This window comes from Corynebacterium sp. (assembly GCF_052107835.1).
GTDB lineage: Bacteria > Actinomycetota > Actinomycetes > Mycobacteriales > Mycobacteriaceae > Corynebacterium.
This window is the reverse complement of record NZ_JBQEDF010000067.1, coordinates 1-16,880: the sequence shown is the minus strand read 5'-3', so window position 1 is coordinate 16,880 and position 16,880 is coordinate 1. Positions and strand designations below refer to the sequence as shown.

The window sequence follows — 16,880 nt, the reverse complement described above, 5'->3', positions numbered from 1 at the left end:
ATCACCAAGGCCTCGCTGGCCACCGACTCCTGGCTGTCGGCCGCCTCCTTCCAGGAGACGACCCGTGTGCTGACGGACGCTGCGATCAACAAGCGTTCCGACAAGCTCATCGGCCTCAAGGAGAACGTGATCATCGGTAAGCTCATCCCGGCGGGTACCGGCATCGCCAAGTACCGCAACATCGCCGTCGAGCCGACCGAGGAGGCGCGTGCCGCCGCCTACCAGCTGCCGTCCACATTCGGTGACGGTTTCTACGGTGACGACTCCTACGGTGAGTTCACCGGTGCCGCGGTGCCGCTGGACGACATGGACCTGAACTAGGTCCCTGCCCCCGGGGAGCCGCCCCGGGACCGAGCCCGGGGAACCTTCCCGGGACTCATCAACACCGTGCCCGGGTTCCTGCTGCCAGGAGCCCGGGCACAGTGCTGTCCGGTCGCGTCCGGACTGGCGCGTCGGTGCGCTGTGGTCGCGCTGTCGTCCCGGTGTTCGGCATCGCACCGGTTTCGGCACATCCACTTAAGTGAAGGCGGCTGAACCGGTGCGAAGATGCCGCCAGGGACGTGTTCCCGACGCCACGGTGACAGGATCGAGGGCACGGATGGGCGGGGCTACACGAGTGCCCGTGGCGTCCCCCTGGGCAGGGGAGAGTGGGGGAGCGGGGAGGTTGGGGGCGGGTGATCGGCCCAATTTTGCTGACAACGTCGGGTCGGGTAGTGTCACACCACAGTCCCACTTATCAGGACGCATCCGACGGTCGCGAGACCGTGAGGTCCCTGGACCGCCCACCGCCGTTCACGGCAGTGAGTATGGATTGAACTTCTACCCCGTAGGCCAGCGAAAGCGGCTGAGGGGTTTTGGCACGTTCAAAACAATGATGCTCCTGAACGGCAGGGAAACAGGTCTCGTATTAGGTCCCGCCGCGCACCGCGCAGGACACGAACAAGCAGAAAGTCGGTTTATGCCTACTATCCAGCAGCTGGTCCGCAAGGGCCGCCACGACAAGTCGGGCAAGGTCGCCACGGCCGCCCTGAAGGGTTCGCCGCAGCGTCGTGGCGTGTGCACCCGTGTGTACACCACCACCCCGAAGAAGCCGAACTCGGCTCTCCGTAAGGTCGCCCGTGTGCGGCTCACCTCGGGTATCGAGGTTTCCGCCTACATCCCCGGCGAGGGCCACAACCTGCAGGAGCACTCCATGGTGCTCGTGCGCGGTGGTCGTGTGAAGGACCTTCCGGGTGTCCGCTACAAGATCGTCCGCGGCTCCCTCGACACCCAGGGTGTCAAGGACCGCAAGCAGGCCCGTTCCCGCTACGGCGCGAAGAAGGAGAAGTAGCACATGCCGCGTAAAGGTCCCGCACCCGCACGCCCCCTCGTCAAGGATCCGGTCTACGACGACGTCCTCGTCTCCCAGCTCGTGAACAAGGTTCTGCTGGACGGCAAGAAGTCCACCGCCGAGCGCATCGTCTACGGTGCCCTCGAGACCTGCCGTGAGAAGACCGGCACCGACCCGGTCCTCACCCTGAAGAAGGCCCTCGACAACGTGAAGCCGGCCCTCGAGGTCCGCTCCCGCCGTGTCGGTGGCGCCACCTACCAGGTTCCGGTCGAGGTCCGCCCGGGCCGTTCGACCACCCTGGCCCTGCGTTGGCTCGTCACCTTCACCCGCCAGCGTCGTGAGAACACGATGACCGAGCGTCTGGCCAATGAGATCCTGGACGCCTCCAACGGTCTCGGTGCCTCCGTCAAGCGTCGCGAGGACACCCACAAGATGGCCGAGGCCAACCGTGCCTTCGCCCACTACCGCTGGTAGTACCTGTAGCCGACATTGACGACAACATGAGGGAATAGACTGTGGCACAAGAAGTGCAGAAGGACCTGAAGAAGGTCCGCAACATCGGCATCATGGCGCACATCGATGCCGGTAAGACCACGACCACCGAGCGCATCCTCTACTACACCGGCATCAACCGCAAGGTTGGCGAGACCCACGACGGTGCCTCCACCACTGACTGGATGGAGCAGGAGAAGGAGCGTGGCATCACGATCACCTCCGCCGCCGTGACCTGTTTCTGGGATGACAACCAGGTCAACATCATCGACACCCCGGGCCACGTGGACTTCACCGTCGAGGTCGAGCGCTCACTGCGCGTGCTCGACGGTGCCGTCGCCGTCTTCGACGGCAAGGAGGGCGTTGAGCCCCAGTCCGAGCAGGTCTGGCGCCAGGCCGACAAGTACGACGTCCCGCGCATCTGCTTCATCAACAAGATGGACAAGCTGGGTGCGGACTTCTACTTCACTGTGCAGACCATCATCGACCGCCTCGGCGCGAAGCCGTTGGTCATGCAGCTGCCGATCGGCGTCGAGGACGAGTTCGACGGCGTCGTCGACCTGATCAACATGAACGCCATCACCTGGCGCGGAAAGGTCGAGGTCGGCGCCGAGCCGACCATCGAGGAGATCCCCGCCGATCTCGCCGACAAGGCCGCCGAGTACCGCGAGGCACTCCTCGAGGCCGTCGCCGAGTCCGACGAGGCACTCATGGAGAAGTACTTCGCCGGCGAGGAGCTGACCACCGAGGAGATCAAGTCCGCCATCCGCAGGATGACGGTCGCCTCGGAGATCTACCCGGTCTTCTGTGGTACCGCGTACCACAACAAGGGTGTCCAGCCGATCCTCGACGCCGTCGTCGATTTCCTGCCGTCCCCGCTGGATGTCGAGGGCATCGAGGGCCACAAGCCGGGCCACGAGGACGAGGCACTCGTCCGCAAGCCCAGCGATGCCGAGCCCTTCTCCGCCCTGGCCTTCAAGATCGCGTCCCACCCGTTCTTCGGCAAGCTGACCTTCGTCCGCGTGTACTCCGGCAACATCGAGCCGGGCCAGCAGGTCCTGAATGCCGTCACCGGCAAGAAGGAGCGCGTCGGCAAGCTCTTCCAGATGCACGCCAACAAGGAGAACCCGGTCGACAAGGCCCACGCCGGTAACATCTACGCGATGATCGGTCTCAAGGAGACCACCACCGGTGACACCCTGTGTGACATCAATGACCCGATCCTGCTGGAGTCCATGGACTTCCCGGACCCCGTCATCAAGGTCTCTATCGAGCCGAAGACCAAGTCCGACCAGGAGAAGCTGGGTGTCGCCATCCAGCGCCTGACCGAAGAGGACCCGACCTTCACCGTCAACCTCGACGACGAGACCGGCCAGACCATCATCGGTGGTATGGGCGAGCTGCACCTCGACGTCTTCGTCGACCGCATGAAGCGCGAGTTCAAGGTCGAGGCCAACGTGGGTAACCCGCAGGTCGCGTACCGCGAGACGATCCGCAAGGCCGTCGAGAAGGTCGAGTTCACCCACAAGAAGCAGACCGGTGGTTCCGGTCAGTTCGCGAAGGTCATCATGGCCTTCGAGCCGTACAACCCGGAGCCCGAGGAGCTGGAGGAGGGCGAGGACGCGAACTACAAGTTCGTGAACGCCGTCACCGGTGGCCGCGTGCCGAAGGAGTACATCCCGTCGGTCGACGCCGGGGTCAAGGACGCCATGCAGTACGGCTTCCTTGCCGGTTACCCGCTGGTGGACGTCAAGGCCACCCTGCTGGACGGTCAGTACCACGACGTCGACTCCTCGGAGATGGCGTTCAAGATCGCCGGTTCCCAGGCTCTGAAGGAAGGCGTCGCCAAGGCGAAGCCGGTCCTGCTCGAGCCGCTGATGGCGGTCGAGGTCACCACCCCCGAGGAATTCATGGGTGAGGTCATCGGCGACATCAACTCCCGTCGTGGACAGGTGTCCGCGATGGAGGACCGTTCCGGCGCCAAGGTCGTCAAGGGCAAGGTCCCGCTGTCCGAGATGTTCGGTTACGTCGGCGACCTGCGTTCCAGGACGCAGGGTCGTGCGAACTACACCATGATCTTCGACTCCTACGGTGAGGTCCCCTCGTCCGTGGCCCAGGAGATCATCGCCGAGCGTACGGGCAACGCCTAGTACCCCGGCATTTCCGCCCGACCTTCCGGTGGCCGTTATCTCCTGTTGTGCCTGCACACAGGGGGTACGGCACCGAGGGTAGGGGTCAGCACCCGGTATCCTCCTCCACCCGGTTTTCCCTGCGGTTTCATCTCGGGGACGGGTTGCAGTAGGATGCAGAGTGCTGGCCGTTACCCAGCACCTGCGTGTAGGCAGGAAGCCCTTTCAATCCCGCCGTTCCGGTGCGGGGATGTTACGGCCGCCAACGCGCTGTACGATGCTGTAATCGGCACAATGAAAGACCCGGTGTTCCGGCTGCTGCACCAGCAGTGGACCCGGTACCGGAGTACATAATCCCCGTGGCTGCGAAAGTCGTAGTCACCGAAGAGTCCAGGAGGACACCACAGTGGCGAAGGCTAAGTTCGAGCGTACTAAGCCGCACGTTAACATCGGCACCATCGGTCACGTCGACCACGGCAAGACCACGACGACGGCTGCCATCACCAAGGTTCTGGCTGAAACCTACCCGGATCTGAACCAGGCCTTCGCCTTCGACGCCATCGACAAGGCGCCGGAGGAGCGGGAGCGTGGCATCACGATCAACATCTCCCACGTTGAGTACCAGACCGAGAAGCGGCACTACGCACACGTGGACGCCCCGGGTCACGCCGACTACATCAAGAACATGATCACCGGTGCCGCCCAGATGGACGGCGCGATCCTCGTGGTCGCCGCCACCGACGGCCCGATGCCGCAGACCCGTGAGCACGTCCTCCTGGCCAAGCAGGTCGGCGTCCCCTACATCCTCGTTGCGCTGAACAAGTGCGACATGGTTGAGGACGAGGAGCTCATCGAGCTCGTCGAGATGGAGGTCCGCGAGCTCCTGGGCGAGCAGGACTACGACGAAGAGGCCCCGATCGTCCGCATCTCCGCGCTGAAGGCGCTGGAGGGCGACCCGAAGTGGACCGAGTCCATCGTTGAGCTCATGCAGGCCTGCGACGACTCCATCCCCGATCCGGAGCGCGAGACCGACAAGCCGTTCCTGATGCCGGTCGAGGACATCTTCACCATCACCGGCCGCGGCACCGTGGTCACCGGTCGTGTGGAGCGCGGTTCCCTCAAGGTCAACGACGAGGTCGAGATCCTGGGCATCCGCGAGAAGTCCACCAAGACCACCGTCACCTCCATCGAGATGTTCAACAAGCTGCTGGACTCCGCTGAGGCCGGCGACAACGCCGCCCTGCTGCTGCGTGGTCTGAAGCGTGAGGACGTCGAGCGTGGCCAGGTCGTTGCCAAGCCGGGCGCCTACACCCCGCACACCGAGTTCGAGGGTTCCGTCTACATCCTGTCCAAGGATGAGGGCGGCCGCCACACCCCGTTCTTCGACAACTACCGTCCGCAGTTCTACTTCCGCACCACCGACGTCACCGGCGTCGTGAAGCTGCCGGAGGGCACGGAGATGGTCATGCCCGGCGACAACGTCGACATGAGCGTCACCCTGATCCAGCCGGTCGCCATGGACGAGGGCCTGCGGTTCGCCATCCGTGAGGGTGGCCGCACCGTCGGCGCCGGCCGTGTCACCAAGATCAACAAGTAGTCTGATCTAACCTGGCACAGGCACACTGAACGCCCCCACCCGGAGAAATCCGGGTGGGGGCGTTTCCGTGTTCCGGGGAGAAACCTGCGCCCCTCGGTGTGATTTCACACACGACTTGGGACTGCAGAACAGAAGTAAAGGGTAGGGTACACTCTGGCGCGTCGTGCTCTGCGGGGCGCCACTGTCCTGAACTCTCTCCAAAGGAGGACACTGTGCTCCCTTCCATTGCCCCGTACCCGCTGCCGACGACCACTGAGCTGCCGGCGAACCGGGTGGACTGGCACCTTGATCCCTCACGTGCCGCCCTGCTCGTCCACGACATGCAGGAGTACTTCGTCGATGCCTTCGGCCCGGACTCCCCGCTGATGTCCGAGGTGGTCGCCAACATCGACCACATCAGGACGGTGGCCTCGGCAGCCGGGATCCCCGTCTACTACACGGCCCAGCCGCCGAACCAGGATCCGGCCGACCGTGGACTGCTCACGGACTTCTGGGGTCCGGGCCTCGGGGATGACGGGCGGGAGAGGATCGTGGACGCGCTGGAGCCCGGGCCGACGGATACCGTCCTCACCAAGTGGCGCTACGACGCCTTCGCCCGCAGCGACTTCGCGGAACTGCTGGAGCAGCAGGGGAGGGACCAGTTGATCATCACCGGCGTGTACGCGCACATCGGCTGTCTCGCGACGGCGACCTCGGCGTTCATGCGCGACATCTAGTCGTTCGTGGTCTCGGATGCGGTCGCGGACTTCTCCCGTGACCGCCACGTCGGTGCACTCGAGTTCGCGGCAACGCGGTGCGGGAATGTGCTCGATACGGCCGCGGTTGTCCACGGTGTGGATTCCGGAGTGCCCTCGGTGCGCACCAGTCACGTTGCACCCGGGGCCGCAGCGGCGTCCACCGGCGTGTTTACCGCAGTGAGGGGTTGATGATGGCGGTACGCAGGCAGCGGCACCCGCGACATGTCCTGGTCACAGGGGCAGCTGGAGGCATCGGTGGCGCGGTGGTGGATGTGCTCCGGAGTGCGGGGACGACCGTCACCGCCGTCGACACCGTCCCCGGGGACAACCCCGGCAGCACCGGTGACTGTCGCTTCGTGGACCTCGATGTGACGGACCCTGCCCAGGTGAAGAATGTCGTGGAGGAGTCGTGGTCCGCCGTTGGGCCGGTGGACGCCCTGGTCAACGCGGCCGGGGTATTCGTCTCCGGTCCGGGCGCCACCACGACCGACGAGCAGTGGCGGCGGCTGTTCGACGTGAACGCCTTCGGGGTGTTCGCGATGTGCCGGGAGCTCGCCCCACGTATGGCGGAGCGGGGGAGGGGGTCCATTGTGACCGTCGGTTCCAACGCCGGCTCCGTCCCGAGGGCGATGATGGCCGCCTACGCGGCGTCGAAATCGGCCGCCAGCAGCGTCACCCGGTCCTTCGGTCTCGAGTACGGCCCGGACAACGTGCGGTGCAACGTGGTCTGTCCCGGTACCACGCGTACGCCGATGATCGACGGACTGGCGTCCGAGGCCGACCTTGTCGCCGGGCAGCCGGGTACCTTCAAGGCCGGTATCCCCCTGGGGAGGATCGCCGAACCCGTGGACATCGCCGATGTGGTGGTCTTCCTCGCCGGGGACTCCGCACGTCATCTCACCCTCCAGGAGGTGGTCGTCGATGGAGGAGCAAGCCAGCGCTGACCGTAGGTTCGACTTCGCGACACCCGAGTACAGGATGTCGGCCCGCGGGGTCCGCCACGTCATTTCCCCGGGGGACTGGACGCCGGACGCGGTTGCCGGGACTGTCCAGAGGACCCTCGAGGACGCCGGGACCGGTGCCGTCGTCGTCGGGTGCATCCCGTTCGACACCACTCGTCCGGCGTCGTTGTACGTACCGGAGGAGGTGACATGGACCTCCCGGGACCTCAGTATGGAACAGGACGTTGACGTCGCGCCCGAACCGGTGGAACTCCCGGAGGCCCCCGAGGCGCCGGGGTTCCGGGACGCCGTGGGCGAGGCCGTCCGCCGGATCGGCACCGGCGAGTTGACGAAGGTCGTCCTCGGACGTACCGCCGAGCTCAACGCCCCCGACGACTTCGATCTGGACCGGGTTCTCGCGGCATTGGCTGCGGAGAACCCCCGTGCCTTCATCTACCGCTCGGATCTCGGCGCCACCGGTGACGGGGATGCGTCCAGCATGCTGGGCGCGAGCCCGGAACTCGTCCTGCGCAGCCGCCACAACATGGTGACGAGCCTCCCGTTGGCGGGCTCGGTCCCCCGCCCCGCGGCCGCGGACGCGGATGGGGGTGGGGGGACACGGTGGAGTGACGCGGAGCTGACCGCGGGACTCCGTCGCTCCCCGAAGGACCTGGCGGAGCACGCACACGTGGTCAAGCAGGTGGGGGAGGTGTTCCGCCGCCATACGCGGGAGGTTGTCGTCCCGGAGCAGCCCGGGATCGTGGCCACGCCGGTGATCCTGCACCTCGCGAGCCGGATCACCGGTCGGTTCCCCGGTGCCGGCACCCCGGCGGACGTGATGAAACTGCTGTATGACCTGCACCCCACCCCTGCGGTGTGCGGGTGGCCGACATCGGTGGCCCGCGGGGTGATCGGTGAACTGGAGGACTTCGACCGTGGCATGCACGCGGGACTCGTCGGCTGGGTGGACGGCTCGGGCGCCGCGGAATGGGCGCTGGCGCTGCGCGGCGGGCTCGTGTCGGGACCGCGGGCGACCATGTTCGCGGGTGCCGGTATCGTCGCCGGGTCCGACCCGGACAAGGAGCACGCCGAGACGGCCGCCAAGTTCCGGACGTTCAGTTCCGCAGCAGCCTCCCAGTTGCGCCGGTACGCGGAGGCCCGGACGTAGTAGGAAGGTGAGGGTTCACTACCCTAAGCGGTGTCTCGTATGGGAGGATAGGCGACGGACACAGACCGTCACCCACGAGGAGAACACCATGAACCTGACCGCCGTCCACCTGTCGTCCCGCCGACGGCCCCGTCGCGGGGCGACCGTGCTCGCCCTGGCCACGTCCGCCGCGCTCGTCCTGGCGGCCTGCTCGTCCGGTGACGACGGTGACACGCGCGGGTCCACCGGATCCGGCGCCGGCGAGGGTGCGTCCGAGGACGGGAACCGCACCGTCACCGACTCCGAGGGCAATGACGTGGAGGTCAGTGCCGACCCGGAGAAGGTCGTCACCCTGCACTTCGCGGGAATCCAGGCACTGCTGGACCTGGGTATGGCCCCGGCGGGACAGGGTACCCCGGCCGATGAGTCACTGCTCACCGAAGAGCAGTACGACCAGGTCAAGGACGCCCCCGTGGTCAGCGGCGAGGACGGGGTGAACGTCGAGGCCATCGCCGAGATCGAGCCGGACCTGGTCCTGGTCCCGAACATGATCGAACCGGAGGTGGTCGACCAGATCCGCGATGTCGCACCCGCCTACATCTACACCCACGGGGGACCGGAGCGGTCGAACTGGTCGGGCAGGGTCGGGCAGATCGCCGATGCCGTCAACCGGACCGCCGAGTACGAGGAGTTGCAGAGCGATTTCGAGGCGCGCCAGCAGGAGATCGCGGACAAGCACGCCGACACCGTCGGGGACGTCGACGTGGCCCTGGTCGGCGCCTACACGTCAGGTCAGATGTGGGCGATGGGAAGGGGCAGCATGATCGGCGAGATCATCGCCCCGATGGGTGTCCAGTTCGCGGAGTCGCTGGAGGATGTCGTGCAGGGCGAGGACGGGGGCGAGACCGAGGTGTCGACCGAGAACGTCGGTACCGTGCTGGCGGACGCCGACGTCATCCTCCACGACACGACGCTGGACGGTGGCGTCTCGGAAGAATTCGAGGAGGTCCGGGACCTCAACTCGTTCAGGGAGACCTCCGCGGCACAGGAGGACCACGTGTACCCCATCGGCAAGGGCACCGTCGCCGGCTACACCGACGGCTTCCAGATCCTCGACAACCTGGACGCGGCGCTCACCGAACTCGCGGGGTAGAGGGGCCGACCGGTCAGTCCCTCACATTTACGCGGGCGTCGTCCCGCGCGTCCCCGGTCATCTCCCCGCGCTGGTTCTCATGGCTGGGGTTCACCGGGGCCACCTCGTTGCCCTTGACGCGCGGGTCCAGCGGCACGATGTTGGGGGTCCCGGTCACGGGGTCGGGGACGACGAGCGCACGCAGGCCGAACACCTCCTCGACGAGTTCGGGGGTCATCACGTCCTCCGGGGTGCCGGTCCGAACGATCTGCCCGTCCCGCATCACGATCAGGTTGGCAGCGTACCGGCAGGCCTGGTTGAGGTCGTGGAGCACGGTGACCACGGTCTTGCCGCGGTCGTGGAAGTCACGCAGCAGCTCCATCAGCTCGTACTGGTGGGCGATGTCCAGGAACGTCGTCGGTTCGTCGAGCAGCATGATCGGGGTCTGCTGGGCGAGCAGCATCGCGACCCACACCCGCTGGCGCTGTCCCCCGGACAGCTCGGAGACCAGCCGGTCGGACAGGATGTCGGTGCGGGTGGACTGCAGTGCGGCCTGCACCGCCTCCTCGTCCTCGGGCCGCCACTGGTGGAACAGTGACTGGTAGGGGGCGCGTCCGCGGGCGACCAGGTCGGCGACGCGGATTCCCTCGGGGGCGAGTGAGGTCTGGGGAAGCAGGCCGAGCTCGCGGGCCACGTCCTTCGAGCCGAAGGACGAGATCCTCTTCCCGTCGAGCAGCACCTCACCCTTCACCGGGGTGAGGACGCGGGCGAGGGCGCGGAGCAGGGTCGACTTGCCGCAGCCGTTCGGTCCGATGATGGCGGTGAAGGACTCGTGCGGGATCTCCACGCTCAGGTCGGTGGAGATCACCCGCTGGTCGTAGCCGATCGTCGCATTGATCGCCTGCAGCCGGGCGCTGGGGGAGTGTGTCATGTCGATATCCTATTTCGGCGTGCCGTACTGCTTCCGCGCCTCGCGGATGAGCAGCCAGATCATGTAGATACCACCCACGCTGACGGTCAGCAGACCGACGGGGATCGAGCGGTAGAACTGGGCGATAACAAGGGACAGGAAGTGGGCGAAGGTCAGCAGGGCCGCGCCGACGGCGGCGGCCCCGAGGACTGTCACCCCGGGGGTTCCGGCGATGCGCCGGGCGAGCTGCGGGGCGACAAGCGCGATGAAGCCGATCGGGCCTGCGGCGGCGGTGACCAGGGCGGTCGTCGCCACCCCGGTGACCATCAGCGCCAGGCGGGTGCGCTCCACGTTGACCCCCTGGGTGGTGGCGGCGTCGTCCCCGAGCTCCATCTGCTTCAGCGCCGGGGCCAGCAGTGAGATCAGGATGATCACCACGATGCCGATCGCCGCGACGGGCAGCAGCGACTGCCAGGTGACGCGGTTGATCGAGCCGGCCGACCAGAAGCCGACCATCATGGCGTCCTCGACGTCGGCGCGGGTGATCAGGTAGGCGTTCAGGGAGCCGAGGGTCGCCGACACGGCGATGCCCACGATGATCAGCCGGAAACTCTGGACGGTCTTGTTCTTCCGCGCCATCGCGAAGACCAGGAAGGCGGTGATGACCCCGCCGATGATCGCGGCGAAGGCGATGTTCCAGTAGGCGGTGGAGCCGATGACCAGCATGGTGACCGTGACGGCGGTCAGTGAACCGGCGTCGAAGCCGATGATGTCGGGGGAGCCCAGCGGGTTGCGGGTCATTGACTGGAACACTGCACCGCCGATGCCCAGCAGGGCACCGAAGAAGACGGCGGAGATGGCCACCGGCATGCGCCATTCCACGACCACGATGCGGTGGAAGCGTTCGTCGCTGAGCCCGAAGATGGCCTGGAAGACCTCCGCCGGGTTCAACGGGTACTCGCCGATGCCGATCGCGATGAGCGCCAGCAGCGCGGCGGAACCGATGAAGAGGGAGGCGATGACGCCGAGGCGGATGTGGAAACGGTTGTCGGTGAACTTCGTGCGCACCGTCCGGGTCGTGTAGCCGAAGTCGATCGCGGAGTCGGAGAGGCTGAAGAACGGGGCCTTGTCCCTGCTCTTCCTGTCTTTGCGGGTGATTGTCACAGGCCGCTCGCATTCTTCCGTCGGACCAGGGCGATCAGCACCGGCGCACCGATGACCGCGGTGAGGATACCGACCTCGATCTCACCGGGGCGGGCGATGACGCGTCCCAGGGTGTCGGCCAGCAGCACCATGACCGGCCCACCGAGCAGGCAGTAGAAGAAGATCCAGCGTTGGTCGGGGCCCACGATCCAGCGGACGATGTGCGGGACCATCAGGCCGACGAAGCCGATGCCGCCGGTCAGTGCGGTGGCTCCGCCGGCGAGCACGGTGACCGCGAGGATCGTCAGGATGCGGGCCCGCACGACCTTGGTGCCCAGCGATGCCGCGAGGTCGTCGCCGAGGGCGATGGAGTTCAGGTCCGTGGAGACGATGACCGCCAGGATGAACCCCACCAGCAGGAACGGCAGGACGAACTGCGCGTCCGACAGGGAGGTCCGGGCCACCGAACCGAGGTTCCAGTTCCGGATCTCCTCGAACGTGTCGGGGTCGATGAGCTGGAGGAAGCTGGTCACGCCGCCGAACACGGCGCCGAGGGCGACACCGGCGAGCACCAGGGTGGCGGGGTTCGCCCCCCGGGCACCGCCGGCCGCGCCGATGACGTAGACCAGGATGGTGGTGGCCGCGGCGCCGATGAAGGAGAACCAGATGTAGCCGTTGATCCCCGCGACCCCGAAGAAGCCGACGCCCACGGTGACGGCGAGTCCGGCGCCGGCGTTCACGCCGAGGATGCCGGGGTCCGCGAGCGGGTTGCGGGTCAGGGCCTGGATCAGCGCACCGGAGAGTGCGAACGCCGCACCGGTGACGATGGCGATGATTGTCCGGGGGAACCGCTGGTCCCAGACAATGTAGGACGCCTCGTTCTCGCCGCGGTTCCAGATCGCGTCCCACACGTCGGCGTAGGGGATGGGGTTGGCGCCGTGGGCGAGGCTGGCGATGAAGGCGCAGAAGAGCACGCTCAGGAGTACGACCAGGCCGATGGCACGCTTGGCGTAGAGTCCCGCTTTGCCCGGTGACGCTGGTGTGGACGTGGTGGTCGACTGCTTGTCGGGGGGTGACGGTGGAGGTTGCTGGCCTCCGGTGTCGATGGTGTTCGTCATAGGCGTGTGTTGTCGGGCACGTGCCGGTCTCGATACCGGCCCGGTTGCCACGTCGGTTCCTTCGGCTGCACAGGGATGTAGTGGCCGGAGTGGCCGACACTACGCTGGGTCAGATTACTTTGGGCACCCTATCAGTAGGCTTACCTCACCGTCAACGGTGGGCAGGTGCCATCGTAGTCCTGTGTCAGCCCCGCCGCGAGGGCTGTTCGGTCTGCAGCAGGAACCGGGGCCGTACGTCCTGCCCGGGCAGTGCCGCGGCGATGTCGCCGGCGGCTTCCAGGCATGCCGCGTGTACCAGGGTGACGTCCGCTTCGGCGGGGACGCGCAGGCGGATCTGGATGATCTGTGTGCCCCGGTCCCTGGTCGCACGGTAGGACGTCGACGTGACCCCGTCGCGGCGTTCCAGGGACTGCGCCACCGCGGAGGCGATGTCGGCCGGGGTCACACGGATCGTCCCGGTCGTGGCCGAGGTCGGGGACACCCTGCGTCCGAGGCGCCTGCGCTCGATGTTGACGCCGATGAGGAGGAGACCGACGAGTCCCAGCACCACTGCGGCGACGACGAGGATGGTGGTGTAGTTGTCCCGGGAAGTCAGCCCCGCCCAAAAGCCCTGGTCGGCGTAGTCGCCGATGCGCTCGGCGGCGCCGAGGTTGTAGTGCTGCCCGATCGCCCAGAACGCCAGCCCGGCGAACAGGAGGAAGAGGACGAAGGTGATGAGACGGTCGAAAGCCGCTCTGCCACGGTTCATTTCCCACCACCTCCCTGGGTGACGGTCACGGTGACCGCCGGTGACGGGTCGAGCAGCTCCGCCAGTTCGCTGACGTGGGCGGTTGTCCGGTCGCGGATCTCGCCGGCGGCATCGGGGGTCACGGCGGTGACCGCGGTGACGTGGATCTTCCTGCGGGTGGCCACGGTCCGGGCGTCCAGCACGCCGGGGATGCGGCGGGCGGCGGCGGTGGACAGCCGGGCGATGTCGACGGGGCGGCCGTAGAGCCGGGAGTCCCCGCCGAACGCGATGTGGGTACGGCGGCGCGGCCGCAGGGTGACGGCGAGGAACAGCAGGGCGACGACGGCGCATCCGATGCCCGCCCACAGCATCCACGACTCCGCCCGGAGGTCGGCGAGCCAGTCGAAGAGCCCGGGCAGAACCTGTTCACCGGTGACGCTCCCGTTGATGACGAGGATGTCGCGGACAACCGTGCCGCAGACCACCAGGAACACCAGACCCAGGAGCACCGTCCAGAAACGGGCGGCGGGGGACGCCTTGGGCTCCGGGGCACAACCGGCCTGCTCCGGGGCAGGGTCGGTGAGGTCAACGGCGAAACGTCCGGACGGGGCGGGCCGGTACTGCTCTTCTGTGGTGGTCACTGCTCATCCCTTCTGCGCTGCTCCTGCGGCACGGTCGGTGTGATCCGCGGGTGGCGGTCCACCGTCACCGGGGTCACCCGGGTGCGCCGGGGATGCGGGTGGATCGTCACGGGCAGTCCCTGGGGGGTCGGTACCGCACGGGTGGGGAGCCCGGACGGGGTGGGGACATTCCGCAGAACGGGGCCCCGCGGGGTGGGGACCACGGAGAGTACCGGCAGCCCGTACTGCGGTGGTGGGCCGGTCACCGGCGTCCGGGTCGTGCGGGGCAGGTACGCCGTCACCGGACGCGGGGCCACCGGATGCTCCACCGGCCCCCGGGCCGGGTCCGTGGGGTGCCAGGGTGGGGTCGGACGCTCCGCGGTGACGTGCCGCACCGGTACGGGGCGTCCCGCCACCGGCCGTGCGACCTCGACGGGGTCGCCGGGGGCGGGATGGGTGACGGCGGGACGTTCCGGCGGGTCGGGGGTGTAGGGCGCCGGCATCGTGCGCCGCACCGCCGGCGACGCGGCGGTGAGCGGGGTCGAGCTCACCCGGGTGAGCAGGGGCGTGCGGGGGGCATCCCGCAGCACCTCGAGGGTGACGGCGGGGCTGTCGTCAGGGGCAGGGACCACGGCGGCGACGTCGACGTTGACGGCGACCACCGGGACACCGGTGGCCTGCTCGACCCATTCACCCACCGTCTCGCGGGTGACCTGTGCGATCGCGGCGGTGGGCGCGGGCCAGGACGCGGCGATCAGGAGGTCGATGACCGCCGCACGCCCGCCGGGTGCCATGCGCACACTGACCCGGGGGAGCCGGCGTCCGGCGAACTGGCTGATACCGGAGGAATGCATGATCACGCCCGGCACGCTGAGTGCGGCGCGGTGGGCGATGCGCTCCAGCACGCGGAACTCGATGGTGGTGTGGGTGCGCTGGACGTCGTACGACGCGCTGAGCGGGAGGGTGAGCGGGTCGTCGGTGGCGGGGGAGCCGGTCATGGGGGATCAGCCCCGGCCACGGCCACTGGTGCTGAACACCCGGCGCAGGTCGACGATGCCCTCCAGGTGGGCACCGATCCCGCCGCCGACGCCGCAGAGGACGAGCACCACCAGGAACCCGATCACGCCCTGCCACAGGGCACCGACGGCGAGGAGGAAACCGAGCAGCACCCCGAGGATCGTCGCGTACTTCATAGTGATCTCACTTCTTCTCGTCTGTGTCGTTCGTGTCGGAGGGGTCCCGGGGTTGTCCCCCGGTGTCGGTGAAGCGGCGGGCGCCGGGGAAGTTCTTCGGCAGGTGCGAGCGGACCGACCGTTCGGCGTCGCGGACCGCCCTGCCGGTGGCGCGGACGACCCGCCGGGTACGCGGCGAGTGCGCGAGGACCTCCCCCTTCGCCTTCAGTTCATCGGCCCGGCGCATGACCTCGTCGGAGGCCCGCTCGGCGAACTCGGTGGCCTGCCGCGCCACGTCGTCGGGGATGAACCCCGGCAGGCGGACGTTCTCGACGTTGCGCCGCACCGCGGAGCGCCGTGTCCACTGCTCGTCGAGTGACCGCAGCGCGTCGATGAGCTGTTCGTCCGACCCGCCCCGGTCGGGGTGGTTCTCCCGGATGACCTGGCGGCGCATGCGCACGTACTCCGGGTCGGTCCGGAAGTCCGCGTGCGGGCCGGGGGAACTCATGGCGACTCCAATGTGCAGGTCGGGGGCGGGAGGTGGTGGCGGGGATCCTACTGAACGCGGGGAGCGCGCTCGGGCTCGGTCTCCTCGTCGGGGGCATCGTCCTCCGGGAGGTGGATGTCGTGGACGATCACGTTGACCTCGGTGACCTCGAGACCGGTCATCTCCTCGACGGAGAGGATGATGTTGCGGCGGATCGCCTCGGCGAGTTCGTGGATGGCCACGCCGTACTCCGCGATGATGGAGATGTCGACGGCGGTCTGCCGGTCGCCGACCTCCACGGAGATCCCCTGCTGGACATTGACGCGGCCGCCCGGGATCCGCTCGCGCAGTGCGCCGAGCGCCCGGGTGGTTCCTCCGCCGAGTCCGTGGACGCCCGAGACCTCGCGGGCGGCCATGCCGGCGATCTTGGAGACGACGACGTCGGCGACCGACGTCCGGCCGTGCTCCGTGAAAAGCTCGGACGACGCGGGGGACGCCTCCCCGGCGTTTCCGGTGCCGGTCATCTCCAGGGCGGTGTCGGGGCTGGTGCCCTGGGTGGAGTCGTCGTCGCTCATCGCTTGTCCCTCACTAGTCTCGTGTGTGGCTGTTACCGCAACCATGCTACTGAAAACCGGCCGGGGTCGGCCGGGGCACCACCAGGCCAGGGGGCTGCGGGCGGTTTGCGGTGGGAGCCGTCGGCCGGCCGGGCGGACGGATTTGGGCTATCGGGGCCGACGTGGTTAAATAGTCGGCGTTGCTTTGACATGGCGTTTGCGCGCCCGCGTCACGCACCAGCCACCAGGCCGGATCGGAACCGGTGGCAGGGCACACGGACCGGGACGCAGGATGGCGCCGATGGTGAAGTGAGCATGACCCTTCAACGACAGGATTCCCCGGTGTACGCCGGTGGAAAACCTGTCGTGCTGTTGCCTGCGTGGCATGCCCGGATTCTTCCGGACACGCCCGACCGCGGGTACCGGTAGTGGGGCATGGCAAATAAACAGAGGCGTTAACATCGAAGATCCCGGCCCACACGGTGGGGGGCTCTTCCTCGTGCATGACGGACCTTTGGACGTGTTTGCCGTGCCAACAGCGTTGACAATGAACAGAAGTACCCGTAACCGCCGGCGCCGCCGGGGGAACGGGACACGAGGAAGAGGACTAGCGTGGCGGGACAGAAGATCCGCATCAGGCTCAA

17 protein-coding genes and 1 pseudogene are annotated in these 16,880 nt (G+C 67.5%); 9 read left to right on the top strand and 9 right to left on the bottom strand.

Annotated features, from left to right (window positions below; translation table 11 throughout):
• The 9 genes and pseudogenes from ACTIL2_RS13680 to ACTIL2_RS13640 all read left to right on the top strand — a co-directional run.
• The coding region (locus ACTIL2_RS13680) for a hypothetical protein (RefSeq protein ID WP_442338025.1) at positions 1–321 on the top strand (321 nt) is incomplete at its 5' end.
• A 637-nt stretch (positions 322–958) separates the two neighbouring features.
• Positions 959–1,330, top strand: a complete 372-nt coding sequence (gene rpsL / locus ACTIL2_RS13675; RefSeq protein WP_038546228.1) for a 30S ribosomal protein S12 — start codon at positions 959–961, stop codon at positions 1,328–1,330.
• A gap of 3 nt (positions 1,331–1,333) precedes the next feature.
• Complete coding sequence (gene rpsG / locus ACTIL2_RS13670) at positions 1,334–1,804, top strand: 30S ribosomal protein S7 (protein ID WP_442338024.1); 471 nt, start codon at positions 1,334–1,336, stop codon at positions 1,802–1,804.
• A gap of 41 nt (positions 1,805–1,845) precedes the next feature.
• On the top strand, positions 1,846–3,972 hold the full coding sequence (gene fusA, locus ACTIL2_RS13665) for an elongation factor G (protein ID WP_442338023.1): 2,127 nt from the start codon (positions 1,846–1,848) through the stop codon (positions 3,970–3,972).
• Positions 3,973–4,357: 385 nt separating this feature from the next.
• Positions 4,358–5,548 carry an elongation factor Tu gene (gene tuf, locus ACTIL2_RS13660; RefSeq protein ID WP_442338022.1) on the top strand — a complete coding sequence of 397 codons (1,191 nt, stop codon included), beginning with the start codon at positions 4,358–4,360 and terminating at the stop codon, positions 5,546–5,548.
• Positions 5,549–5,760: 212 nt separating this feature from the next.
• Positions 5,761–6,474: pseudogene (locus tag ACTIL2_RS13655) on the top strand (isochorismatase family protein).
• On the top strand, positions 6,474–7,229 hold the full coding sequence (locus tag ACTIL2_RS13650) for an SDR family oxidoreductase (RefSeq protein ID WP_442338021.1): 756 nt from the start codon (positions 6,474–6,476) through the stop codon (positions 7,227–7,229). Before ACTIL2_RS13655 ends, ACTIL2_RS13650 begins: the two are co-directional and overlap by 1 nt.
• Positions 7,207–8,394: an isochorismate synthase gene (locus ACTIL2_RS13645; RefSeq protein ID WP_442338020.1), complete on the top strand. Its 1,188-nt coding sequence runs from the start codon at positions 7,207–7,209 to the stop codon at positions 8,392–8,394. The genes ACTIL2_RS13650 and ACTIL2_RS13645 overlap by 23 nt, the downstream gene beginning before the upstream one ends.
• Positions 8,395–8,482: 88 nt before the next feature.
• Positions 8,483–9,526 (top strand): ABC transporter substrate-binding protein, encoded by a 1,044-nt coding sequence (locus ACTIL2_RS13640; protein WP_442338019.1) that lies wholly within the window; start codon positions 8,483–8,485, stop codon positions 9,524–9,526.
• Between the two features lie 13 nt (positions 9,527–9,539).
• On the opposite strand, the gene ACTIL2_RS13635 is transcribed toward ACTIL2_RS13640, so the two are convergent.
• From ACTIL2_RS13635 to ACTIL2_RS13595, 9 genes are all read right to left on the bottom strand, one after another.
• Positions 9,540–10,436 carry an ABC transporter ATP-binding protein gene (locus tag ACTIL2_RS13635; protein WP_442338018.1) on the bottom strand — a complete coding sequence of 299 codons (897 nt, stop codon included), beginning with the start codon at positions 10,434–10,436 and terminating at the stop codon, positions 9,540–9,542.
• A gap of 9 nt (positions 10,437–10,445) precedes the next feature.
• The gene (locus tag ACTIL2_RS13630; RefSeq protein WP_442338017.1) at positions 10,446–11,579 is read right to left on the bottom strand and encodes a FecCD family ABC transporter permease; all 1,134 of its coding nucleotides are present in this window, start codon (positions 11,577–11,579) and stop codon (positions 10,446–10,448) included.
• Positions 11,576–12,676, bottom strand: a complete 1,101-nt coding sequence (locus ACTIL2_RS13625; protein WP_442338016.1) for a FecCD family ABC transporter permease — start codon at positions 12,674–12,676, stop codon at positions 11,576–11,578. The genes ACTIL2_RS13630 and ACTIL2_RS13625 overlap by 4 nt, the downstream gene beginning before the upstream one ends.
• 184 nt (positions 12,677–12,860) lie before the next feature.
• Positions 12,861–13,424 carry a hypothetical protein gene (locus ACTIL2_RS13620; protein ID WP_442338015.1) on the bottom strand — a complete coding sequence of 188 codons (564 nt, stop codon included), beginning with the start codon at positions 13,422–13,424 and terminating at the stop codon, positions 12,861–12,863.
• Positions 13,421–14,044, bottom strand: a complete 624-nt coding sequence (locus tag ACTIL2_RS13615; protein WP_442338014.1) for a hypothetical protein — start codon at positions 14,042–14,044, stop codon at positions 13,421–13,423. Before ACTIL2_RS13615 ends, ACTIL2_RS13620 begins: the two co-directional genes overlap by 4 nt.
• A complete protein-coding gene (locus ACTIL2_RS13610; protein ID WP_442338013.1) occupies positions 14,041–15,021 on the bottom strand; it encodes an Asp23/Gls24 family envelope stress response protein in 981 nt (326 codons plus the stop codon). The genes ACTIL2_RS13615 and ACTIL2_RS13610 overlap by 4 nt, the downstream gene beginning before the upstream one ends.
• A gap of 6 nt (positions 15,022–15,027) precedes the next feature.
• On the bottom strand, positions 15,028–15,216 hold the full coding sequence (locus tag ACTIL2_RS13605; protein WP_442338012.1) for a hypothetical protein: 189 nt from the start codon (positions 15,214–15,216) through the stop codon (positions 15,028–15,030).
• A gap of 7 nt (positions 15,217–15,223) precedes the next feature.
• Positions 15,224–15,703: a hypothetical protein gene (locus tag ACTIL2_RS13600; RefSeq protein WP_442338011.1), complete on the bottom strand. Its 480-nt coding sequence runs from the start codon at positions 15,701–15,703 to the stop codon at positions 15,224–15,226.
• 47 nt (positions 15,704–15,750) lie between these two features.
• The gene (locus tag ACTIL2_RS13595) at positions 15,751–16,257 is read right to left on the bottom strand and encodes an Asp23/Gls24 family envelope stress response protein (RefSeq protein ID WP_442338010.1); all 507 of its coding nucleotides are present in this window, start codon (positions 16,255–16,257) and stop codon (positions 15,751–15,753) included.
• Positions 16,258–16,880 lie beyond the last annotated feature (623 nt).